This window comes from Pengzhenrongella sp., from assembly GCF_036565025.1.
Classification (GTDB): Bacteria; Actinomycetota; Actinomycetes; order Actinomycetales; family Cellulomonadaceae; genus Pengzhenrongella.
Window position 1 is genome coordinate 1 of the sequence record NZ_DATCNW010000366.1, and the last position, 10380, is coordinate 10380.

Consider the following 10380-nt stretch of genomic DNA (forward strand, 5'->3'; position numbering starts at 1 on the left):
CGACCCGCCACGCCTCGCCCGGCAGCCGGGCCGCGCCGACGGCGCCCTCGCGCGCCAGGTCGATCGAGGTGAGCGCGCGGACCCTAGGGGTGCGGCCGCGGACGGTGGCACGGTCGGCCTGCAGCGAGTGCGCCCAGCCGGCGACGACGAGCGCCTGCGCCTGGGTGGAGCGCGCGTGCCCGCCGATCAGCGCCGCGCAGCCCGCCAGGTCGGCCCGCAGCGCGAGCACCTCGCGCACGTGCGGGTAGGGCGAGCGCGGCTCGGCGTGCAGGTCGTCGACGTCGTCCCAGCACACGACGAGCCCGAGATCGCGGACCGGCGCCCAGGCTGCGGCCCGGGTGCCGATCACGATGCGGGCCTGCCCGCGCAGCGCGGCGAGGAACGAGCGGTAGCGCTGCGCCGGCCCGTCGTCGGCCATCAGGCGGGCGTAGCCGCCGTCCGTGCCGGGCGCCCAGGGCGCGATCCCGGCGGCCTCGAACGCCGCCGAGACCCGGTCGACGTCGCGCGCGTCGGGCACGACGACGACCGTTCCGCGCCCGCCGATCGCCGTCGCGACGGCGGCCTGCGCGATCGCGTCCGGCCAGCCGCGCCCCGCCTCGCCCGGCAGCGCGCTCCACACCGCGCGGGGGGCGTGCCCCGCGCTGAGGTGGGACAGGAAGGCGGCGCCGCCGCGGTGGTCCGCCCACGCCGTGCCCGACGGCTTCGGGCCGGGTCGGTGCGCGGTCGCGGGCGCGGGCGCGGGGTGATCGGCGCCAGGCTGACGCGCAGGTGCGGGTGCAGCGGAAGCGGACCCGGCGACGTCGGCAGCCGCAGTCGCAGTCGCAGTCGCAGCCGCAGCCGCAGCCGCAGCCGCAGCCGCAGCGGAAGCGGAAGCGAAGGCGGACGCGGACGCGGCAACCTCGGAAGCAGCAGCGGTGGCGGCAGCGGGCGCGGAGACCTCAGCAGCGGCAGCCGTGGCCGTGGCAGTGGCGGAGACCTCAGCAGCGGAAGCGGCAGCGGCGACCTCGGCAGCAGCGGCGGCCACCCCGGCCTCGGCCTCGACGCGCGCGTGCCGGGGCGGGACGGCCAGCCTCAGCACGTCGGCGAGCGTGCCCGCGTACCGGTCGGCGACCGCGCGCGCGAGCCGGCGCACCTCCGGGGTGAGCACGACCTCGCCGGAGACCACCTTGCGCAGCGGCGCGAGCGCACCGTCGTGATCGGGGGTCTCGATGCGGTCGAGGAGGTAGCCGTCGACGTCCTGCCGGCCGAACCGGACCTTCACGCGGGTGCCGGGCCGGGCGACGTCGTCCATCGAGGCCGGGACGAGGTACTCAAACGGCCGGTCGAGGTGTTGCGGGGGCAGGTCGATGCAGACCCGCGCGACGGGCAGCAGCGCGGCCACCTCGGTCGGCGTCGTCGACCGGAGCCTGGGTGCGCGCGGGCCGGGCATCCCGGCGAGGGTCAGCTGCTCGCCCTGCGGCGCCCCGTCCCCCACCCTGGTCTCCGTCACTGCGCTATCCCATCACTCGCAACCGACCCCGCGAGCCGTCCGCCCACAGGCAATGGCACCCACCGGCCGTACCGAGGTCCGCGTCAGGCTGACAGCCGGGGTAACTCGCCGACCGCCGGAGTGACCCGCAATCCACCCTTGAGCCGTCCGCACACAGGCAGACGCTCCCACCGGCCGTGAGTTCGTCGGTTCGACGCCAGTTCGCCCGTTTGAACCGACGAACTCGCGTCAACATGACGAACTCACCGAACGCCCGCGACCCCGCCGGTGTGGGTGCCGGCTCCGTACAAGGCCGCGAGCGGGAGGGCCCTTCTGGAGCCTCGCCGTAACGTCCGAGCGTTGACGTCCTATAGGACGTCAACGCTCGGACGTTACGGGTGGAAAGGGAGGTTCAGCGGGTCAGGAGAGCTGGCTCTGGAGGTCCTTGATGCGGTCGGTGCGCTCCCAGGTGAAGTCGGGGAGCTCGCGGCCGAAGTGGCCGTAGGCGGCGGTGCGCTGGTAGATCGGGCGCAGCAGGTCGAGGTCGCGGATGATCGCGGCCGGCCGCAGGTCGAAGACCTCGCGGATCGCGGCCGTCAGCCGGGAGACCGGGACGGTCTCGGTCCCGAACGTCTCGACGTACAGCCCGACGGGCTGGGCCTTGCCGATCGCGTAGGCGACCTGGACCTCGCAGCGGCGCGCGAACCCGGCGGCAACGACGTTCTTGGCCACCCACCGCATCGCGTACGCGCCCGAGCGGTCCACCTTCGAGGGGTCCTTGCCGGAGAACGCGCCGCCGCCGTGGCGCGCCATGCCGCCGTAGGTGTCGACGATGATCTTGCGGCCGGTCAGTCCCGCGTCGCCCTGCGGCCCGCCGATGACGAACGTCCCGGTCGGGTTCACGAGCAGCCGGAACGCGGAGGAGTCGATGTCGATCCCGGCGAGCACGGGCGCCACGACGTGCTCGGCGATCTGCGGCATGAGCTGCGTCTCGAGGTTCACGTCGGGGTCGTGCTGGGTCGACAGCACGATCGTGGAGACCTTCACCGGGCGGTCGCCGTCGTACCCGATCGTCACCTGCGTCTTGCCGTCCGGGCGCAGCCCGGGGACGATGCCCTCCTTGCGGACCAGCGCGAGCCGCTCGGCGAGCCGGTGCGAGAGCCAGATCGGCAACGGCAGCAGCGACGGCGTGTCGTCGCTCGCGTAGCCGAACATGAGCCCCTGGTCACCGGCGCCCTGGGCGTCCAGCGGGTCGAGGTCCGAGTCGTCCTGGCGCATCTCCCAGGCCTTGTCCACGCCCTGGGCGATGTCGGCCGACTGCTGGCCGATCGAGACGGACACACCGCAGGAGTCGCCGTCGAACCCGATCGAGGAGGAGGTGTAGCCGATCGCCTTGACGACCTGGCGCACGACCTGCGGGATCTCGACGTAGGCGCTGGTGGTGACCTCGCCGGCCACGTGCACCAGGCCGGTCGTGACCATCGTCTCGACGGCGACGCGGGCCGCGGGGTCCTGCTCGATCATGGCGTCCAGGATCGCGTCCGAGATCTGGTCACAGACCTTGTCCGGATGACCCTCGGTCACGGACTCGGAGGTGAACAGGCGCAGATCGGAATCAGTCATGCGAACCAGCGTAGTCCGGGCGGCAAGCGGCCCGGCCCGCTAACCGAGTGAGTGGACCGCATCCCAGAGCGCGTCGGCGACGAAGTCCTTGGTCCCGGCCGCCTCGGCGACGACGTTCCCACCCGCATCGAGGATGGTCACGGCGTTGTCCGCGACGGCGAAACCCACGCCCTCGCCGACGGCGTTCACCGCGAGCAGGTCGGCCCGCTTGCGCCTGGCCTTGGCCCGGCCGTGCGCGAGGACGTCCGCGCCGTCGTCGCCCGTCTCGGCGGCGAAGCCGACGACGATCTGCCCCGGCCGCAGCCGCTCGGCCGCGAGCTCGGCGAGGATGTCGGGGTTCGCCTCCAGCGCGATCGGCTCGACGACGCCGTCGTCGCGCTTCTTGATCTTGTGCACCGCCGGCGCGACGGGCCGGAAGTCCGCCACCGCGGCGGCCATCACGACGACGTCGGCGTCCTTCGCGGCCGCGCGCACCGCCTCGCGCAGCTGGGCGGTGGACTCGACCGGGATCACGTCGACCCCGGCCGGTGCGACGAGGGCGACGTTCGCGGCGACGAGGGTGACCCTGGCCCCGCGGGCCCGGGCCGTGCGCGCGAGCGCGTAGCCCTGGCGCCCCGAGGACCGGTTGCCGAGGTAGCGCACCGGGTCCAGCGGCTCGCGCGTGCCGCCCGCGGAGATCACCACGTGGCGACCGGCGAGGTCCTGCCGGCGCGGCTCGGACGGCCCGCCCGCGCCCGGGGAGGCGACCAGGGCGAGCGCGGCGGCGGCGATCTCCGCGGGCTCGGGCAGCCGGCCGGCGCCGGTGTCGGTGCCGGTCAGGCGCCCGGACGCCGGCTCGAGCACGTGCACTCCCCTGGCCCGCAGGGTCGCGACGTTCGCTCGGGTGGCGGGGTGCTCCCACATCTCGGTGTGCATCGCGGGCGCCATCAGCACCGGGCAGCGGACCGTCAGCAGCGTGGAGGTCAGCAGGTCGTCCGCGCGGCCGGCGGCGGCGCGGGACAGCAGGTCGGCCGTGGCGGGCGCGACGACCATCAGGTCCGCGCTCTGGCCGAGCGAGACGTGCGCAACGTGCGGGACGTCGTCGAACACGTCCGGCGTGGCCGGCTGGCCGGACAGCGCCTCCCAGGTGGGCCGGCCCACGAACTCCAGGGCCGCCCGCGTGGGCACGACCCGGACCTCGTGACCGGCCTCACGCAGCAGCCGCAACAGCAGGACCGCCTTGTAGGCGGCGATCCCGCCGGCGACACCGAGGACGATCCGCATGTCGGCGCCCCCCGGCTTCTCGGGTCAGCTCAGGCGTCGGTGGGCGTGATCGTCAGCAGGCCCTCGTTGATCTCGCGCATCGCGATCGACAACGGCTTCTCCTGCGGACGGGTCTCGACCAGCGGGCCGACGTACTCGAGCAGGCCCTCGTTCAGCTGGGAGTAGTACGCGTTGATCTGGCGCGCGCGCTTGGCTGCGTAGATCACCAGGGCGTACTTGGAGTCGGCCTTCTCGAGCAGCTTGTCGATGGGCGGGTCGGTGATGCCGATCGGAGCGGCAACTGTTCCGGACAAAATGTGCTCCTGGTGGAATTCGGGGTAGGTGAACCGCGGCGGCGGGTAGACCAGCGACCTAGTCTACCGGGTCGCCAGACCCATGACCGTGATGAGCTCGTCGGTGGCGCGGCGCACGTCGTCGTTCACGATCGTGACGTCGAACTCGGGGCCCGCGGCGAGCTCGACGCGCGCGGTGCTCAGCCGGCGCTCGCGCTCCTCGGCGTCCTCGGTGCCGCGCCCGACCAGGCGCCGCTCGAGCTCCTCCCAGGACGGCGGGGCCAGGAACACGAACCGGGCGTCCGGCATGGTCTCGCGGACCTGCCGCGCGCCCTGCAGGTCGATCTCCAGGAGCGCGGGCGCGCCGGCGGCGAGATGTTCGTCGACCGGCCCGCGCGGTGTGCCGTACCGGTTGCGACCGTGCACGCTCGCCCACTCGAGCAGTTCACCGTCCGCGATCATCGCGTCGAACTGCTCGCTCGACACGAAGTGGTAGTGCACCCCGTCGATCTCGCCGGGTCGTGGCGGGCGGGTGGTCGCCGAGACGGAGAGCCAAACCTCGGGATACCGGGCGCGGATGTCCGCGGAGACGGTCCCCTTGCCGACGGCGGTCGGTCCGGCGAGAACGGTGAGCCGGGCGGGCGTCGTCGTCATAGGTGGGGCGTAGCTCCTGAAAGGGGTGATGCCCACGCCGCTCCACCGCCGGATCGGCGGTGGAGCGGGCAGCATGGATCGGCGCGGTGGGTGTGGAGCTGAGGAGCGAAGGTCCTCAGCCGAAGCGTTCGACGAGCGCCCGCGCCTGGTGCGGGCCGAGGCCACGTACCCGACGCGTCTCGGAGATCCCGATCTCCGACATGATCGCCCGTGCCTTGACCTTGCCGACGCCGGGTAGGGACTCGAGCAGGGCGACGACCTTGAGCTTGCCGATGACGTCGTCCTGCTGGCCCTGCGCGATGACGTCGGACAGCGAGCCCTGGGAGTACTTCAGGCGATTCTTGACCTCGGCGCGGGCCTGCCGCGCCGCGGTGGCCTTCTGCAACGCGGCTGAGCGTTGTTCGGGGGTGAGCGGCGGAAGTGCCACGCGGATGTCACCTCATCGTTCGTAGGCGGATTGTGTATTGAACTTACCGACCAGCGTACCGGGAGGCAACGCAACTGGGAGGGCAAGAACCGGAGCATGTTCACTAAGAACACTGCAGGTTAACGCAGTGCGGCCGTTGCCACGTCGGCGGCTGCGCGCGCAGCGGCGCGCAGCTGGCCGACATCGGGTCCGGCCGCGAGCACCGACCGCGACGATGCCGCCAGGACGGCGCGCCGGGCGTCACCGAACACGTCCCGCAGCTCGGCCGCGCCGGCGCCCTGCGCGCCGACGCCGGGTGCGAGCAGCGGGCCGCGCACGGCGGCCAGGTCGATGCCGAGCCGCAGCGCGGCGTCGCCGATCGTGGCGCCGACGACGAGCCCGAGCGAGCCGAGCACTCCCCCGGTCCCCGCGAGCTCGGCCGCGTTGAGCCGCCCGACCTCGTCGGCCAGCACCCCCGCCACGCTGTCCAGGCCATGCCGGGCGGTCAGCGCCCGCGGGCGGGCGTGCTGGACGCTGGGGCCCTCCGGGTTGGACGTCAGGGCAAGCACGAACAGGCCGCGGCCGGTGGCGCGGGCGGCGTCGATCGCGGGGGCGAGCGAGCCGAAGCCCAGGAACGGCGAGACGGTCAGCGCGTCGCCCGCGAGCGGCGAGGAATCGCGCAGGTACGCGTCGGCGTACGCGTCCATCGTGGAGCCGATGTCGCCGCGCTTGGCGTCCACGATGACGATCGTGCCGGTGGCACGGCCGGCCGCGACGACCTCCTCGAGGACCGCGACCCCCGCGGAGCCATGCCGTTCGAACATGGCCGACTGCGGCTTGACCGCGGCGACCCGCCCGCCGACGGCGTCCATCACGCGCCGGGCGAACTCACGCAACCCCGACGCGTCGTCGGGCAGGCCCCAGGCCGCGAGCAGGCCCGGGTGCGGGTCGATGCCGACGCACAGCGGGCCGTGGGCGTCCATCGCCGCCGCGAGCCGGGCGCCGAACGGCTCCCGCGCGCCGGACGGCACCGGGGCACCGGACGGCACCCGCGCGCCGGACGGCACCGGGGCACCGAAAGGCACTGCCGCCGCGCTCACGCGGAGACGACCGCGAGGGCGGCGCGCCGGGTGGCGTCGTGCTCCTGGAGGCTCTTCACCGAGAACGGCCCCTCGAGTGCGGCCTCGATGCCCTGGACGGCCGCCCCGAGCTGCTGGACGGTCGTCACGATCGCCTTGTCGGCCGCGGTGGTGGCCGTGCGGATCTCGTAGCCGTCGACCCGCGCGCCCTGCCCGGACGGCGTGTTGATCACCATGTCGACCTCGCCGGCCCGGATCAGGTCGACGATCGTCGGCTCGCCGTCGGGCCCGCGACCCCAGGAGTACTTGCGCACGACGCGGGACGGGATCCCGCTGCGCTTGAGCACCCCGGCGGTGCCCTTGGTCGCGAGGATCTCGAACCCGAGCTCGACGAGGCGCTTGATCGGGAAGACCATCGCGCGCTTGTCCCGGTCCGCGACGGAGATGAACACCGTGCCCGACGTCGGCAGCCCGCCGTACGCGGCGGCCTGGGACTTGGCGAACGCCTTCGGGAAGTCGACGTCGAAGCCCATGACCTCACCGGTCGAGCGCATCTCCGGGCCGAGCACGGTGTCCACGACCATCCCGTCGCTGCTGCGGAACCGGGTGAACGGCAGCACGGCCTCCTTGACGGCGATGGGCGCGTCGAGGTCCAGGACCCCGCCGTCGACCTCGGGCAGCACGCCCGACGCGCGCAGGTCCGCGATGGTGTGCCCGGCCATGATCAGCGCGGCCGCCTTGGCCAGGGAGACCCCGGTCGCCTTGGAGACGAACGGCACGGTCCGCGAGGCGCGCGGGTTCGCCTCCAGGACGTAGAGCACGTCGCTGACCAGGGCGAACTGCACGTTGAGCAGCCCGTGCACGCCGATCCCGCGGCCGAGGGCCTCGGTCGAGCGGCGGATCCGTGCGAGCTCGGTGTCCGACAGCGTGACCGGCGGCAGCACGCACGCCGAGTCGCCGGAGTGGATCCCGGCCTCCTCGATGTGCTCCATCACGCCGCCGAGGAACATCTCGGTGCCGTCGAACAGCGCGTCGACGTCGATCTCGATCGCGTCGTCCAGGAACCGGTCGATCAGCAGCGGCGCGGTGGAGCCGGCCGGCGCGCCATGGGCCTCGTCGAACGCGCGCTGCACGTACTCGCCCAGCTGCGCGTCGGTGTAGACGATCTCCATGCCGCGTCCACCGAGCACGTACGACGGGCGCACCAGGACGGGGTAGCCGATCCCGGTGGCGATCTCCAGCGCCTGCTCGGGCGTGGTGGCGGTGCCGAACGCGGGCGCGGGCAGCCCTGCCTCGGCGAGCACCTTGCCGAACACCCCGCGGTCCTCCGCGGAGTCGATCGCCTCCGGCGTGGTGCCCAGGATCGGCAGGCCGGCGTCGGCCAGGCGCTGCGCGAGGGACAGCGGTGTCTGCCCGCCGAGCTGGACGATGATGCCCGCGACGGGCCCGGCGGCCAGCTCGGCCTGGTAGACCTCGAGCACGTCCTCGAAGGTCAGCGGCTCGAAGTAGAGCCGGTCCGAGGTGTCGTAGTCCGTCGAGACCGTCTCGGGGTTGCAGTTGACCATCACGGTCTCGAACTCCTCGCGCAGCGCGAGCGCGGCGTGCACGCAGGAGTAGTCGAACTCGATGCCCTGGCCGATGCGGTTGGGGCCCGAGCCGAGGATGAGGATGGCCGGGCGGGTGCGCGGGCGCACCTCGGTCTCCTCATCGTAGGAGGAGTAGTGGTACGGGGTGCTGGCCGCGAACTCCGCGGCGCAGGTGTCGACGGTCTTGAACACCGGTCGCACGTGCAGCACGTGCCGGGTCAGCCGCACGGCGTCCTCGCTCAGGTGCCGCACCTCGGCAATCTGCACGTCGGACAGCCCGTGCCGCTTCGCGTGCATCAGCACGTCCCGGGTCAGCTCGCGGGCCGCCGCCGTCTGCGCGGCGACCTCGTTGATCAGCACGATCTGGTCGAGGAACCACGGGTCGATCCCGGTCGCGTCGAACACGTCCTCGAGCGGCATCCCGGCCCGGAGCACCTGCTGAACGTCGATCAGCCGGTGCTCGGTCGGGCGCGAGATGGTCGCGAACAGCTCGGTGAGCGCGGGCCCGGTGAGCGGGTGGCCCGCCCAGTGGAAGACGGAGCCCTTCTTGTCGATCGAGCGCATGGCCTTGCCGAGCGCCTCGGAGAAGTTGCGGCCCATCGCCATCGCCTCGCCGACCGACTTCATGGTCGTGGTGAGCGTGTCGTCGGCCGCGGGGAACTTCTCGAACGCGAACCGGGGCACCTTCACTACGACGTAGTCGAGCGTGGGCTCGAACGACGCCGGCGTGGAGCCGGTGATGTCGTTGGGGATCTCGTCGAGCGTGTAGCCGACGGCGAGCCGCGCGGCGATCTTCGCGATCGGGAAGCCGGTCGCCTTGGAGGCGAGCGCCGAGGAACGCGACACGCGCGGGTTCATCTCAATGACCACGATGCGGCCGGTGGCGGGGTGGATCGCGAACTGGATGTTGCAGCCGCCGGTGTCCACGCCGACCTCGCGGATCACGGCGATGCCGATGTCCCGCAGCCGCTGGAACTCGCGGTCGGTCAGGGTCAGCGCGGGCGCGACCGTGACCGAGTCCCCGGTGTGCACGCCGACCGGGTCGACGTTCTCGATCGAGCAGACGACCACGACGTTGTCGGCCTTGTCGCGCATGAGCTCGAGCTCGTACTCCTTCCAGCCGAGGATGGACTCCTCCATGAGGACCTCGGTGGTCGGCGAGTAGTGCAGGCCCTGGCCGGCGATCTGGCGCAGCTGGTCCTCGTCGTACGCGATGCCCGAGCCGAGCCCGCCCATCGTGAACGACGGGCGCACGACGACGGGGTAGCTCAGCTCGACCGCGGCCGCGAGGCACTCCTCGAGCGTGTGCGCGATGACCGAGCGCGCCGACTCGGCGCCGCAGCGGGTCACCACGCCCTTGAACAGCTGACGGTCCTCGGCGAGGTGGATCGACTCGATGTTGGCGCCGATCAGCTCGACGCCGTACTCGGCGAGGACCCCGGCCTCGTCCAGCGCGATGGCAGCGTTCAGCGCGGTCTGCCCGCCGAGGGTCGGCAGCAACGCGTCGGGGCGCTCCTTGGCGATGATCGAGGTGAGGACCTCGGTGGTGATCGGCTCGACGTAGGTCGCGTCGGCGAACTCCGGGTCGGTCATGATCGTGGCCGGGTTGGAGTTGACCAGGATCACCCGCAGGCCCTCGTCGCGCAGGACGCGGCATGCCTGGGTCCCGGAGTAGTCGAACTCCGCGGCCTGGCCGATGACGATCGGCCCGGAGCCGATCACGAGGACGCTGGAGATGTCGGTGCGGCGGGGCATCAGGGCCGGTCCTTCGTGGTGATCGGAGCTGTTTTCAGCGGAGCCTGGCTGGTCATCAGGTCAACGAAGCGGTCGAAGAGGTACGCGGCGTCGTGCGGGCCCGCGGCAGCCTCCGGGTGGTACTGCACCGAGAAGGCCGGCAGGTCGAGCGCGGCGAGGCCCTCGACGACGTCGTCGTTCAGGTCGACGTGCGAGACGACGACGCGTCCGTAGCGTCCGCCGTCGTACGGCGCGACCGACTCACCGTCGAGGGGCGCGTCGACTGCGAAGCCGT

Annotated in this window: 8 protein-coding genes and 1 pseudogene; all 9 read right to left on the reverse strand. The window is 72.8% G+C overall.

Annotation, left to right across the window (positions count from 1 at the left end; translation table 11 throughout):
• Window positions 1-1489: pseudogene (locus tag VIM26_RS20840) on the reverse strand (hypothetical protein); the annotation flags it as partial.
• 399 nt (window positions 1490-1888) lie between these two features.
• Window positions 1889-3091 (reverse strand): methionine adenosyltransferase, encoded by a 1203-nt coding sequence (gene metK, locus VIM26_RS20845; RefSeq protein ID WP_331954829.1) that lies wholly within the window; start codon window positions 3089-3091, stop codon window positions 1889-1891.
• A 39-nt stretch (window positions 3092-3130) separates the two neighbouring features.
• Window positions 3131-4354, reverse strand: a complete 1224-nt coding sequence (gene coaBC / locus VIM26_RS20850) for a bifunctional phosphopantothenoylcysteine decarboxylase/phosphopantothenate--cysteine ligase CoaBC (protein WP_331954831.1) — start codon at window positions 4352-4354, stop codon at window positions 3131-3133.
• A 29-nt stretch (window positions 4355-4383) separates the two neighbouring features.
• Window positions 4384-4647, reverse strand: coding sequence for a DNA-directed RNA polymerase subunit omega (gene rpoZ, locus VIM26_RS20855; protein WP_331954833.1), 264 nt, complete (start codon window positions 4645-4647; stop codon window positions 4384-4386).
• Window positions 4648-4710: 63 nt separating this feature from the next.
• Window positions 4711-5280, reverse strand: a complete 570-nt coding sequence (gene gmk, locus VIM26_RS20860) for a guanylate kinase (protein WP_331954835.1) — start codon at window positions 5278-5280, stop codon at window positions 4711-4713.
• Between the two features lie 115 nt (window positions 5281-5395).
• A complete protein-coding gene (mihF, locus tag VIM26_RS20865; protein ID WP_331954837.1) occupies window positions 5396-5707 on the reverse strand; it encodes an integration host factor, actinobacterial type in 312 nt (103 codons plus the stop codon).
• 119 nt (window positions 5708-5826) lie between these two features.
• Window positions 5827-6717, reverse strand: a complete 891-nt coding sequence (gene pyrF, locus VIM26_RS20870; RefSeq protein WP_331954841.1) for an orotidine-5'-phosphate decarboxylase — start codon at window positions 6715-6717, stop codon at window positions 5827-5829.
• A gap of 65 nt (window positions 6718-6782) precedes the next feature.
• On the reverse strand, window positions 6783-10106 hold the full coding sequence (gene carB, locus VIM26_RS20875) for a carbamoyl-phosphate synthase large subunit (RefSeq protein ID WP_331954839.1): 3324 nt from the start codon (window positions 10104-10106) through the stop codon (window positions 6783-6785).
• Window positions 10106-10380, reverse strand: a 275-nt coding sequence (locus tag VIM26_RS20880; RefSeq protein WP_414696535.1) for a glutamine amidotransferase-related protein, incomplete at its 5' end; no start/stop codon positions are given. The genes VIM26_RS20880 and carB, both read right to left, overlap by 1 nt.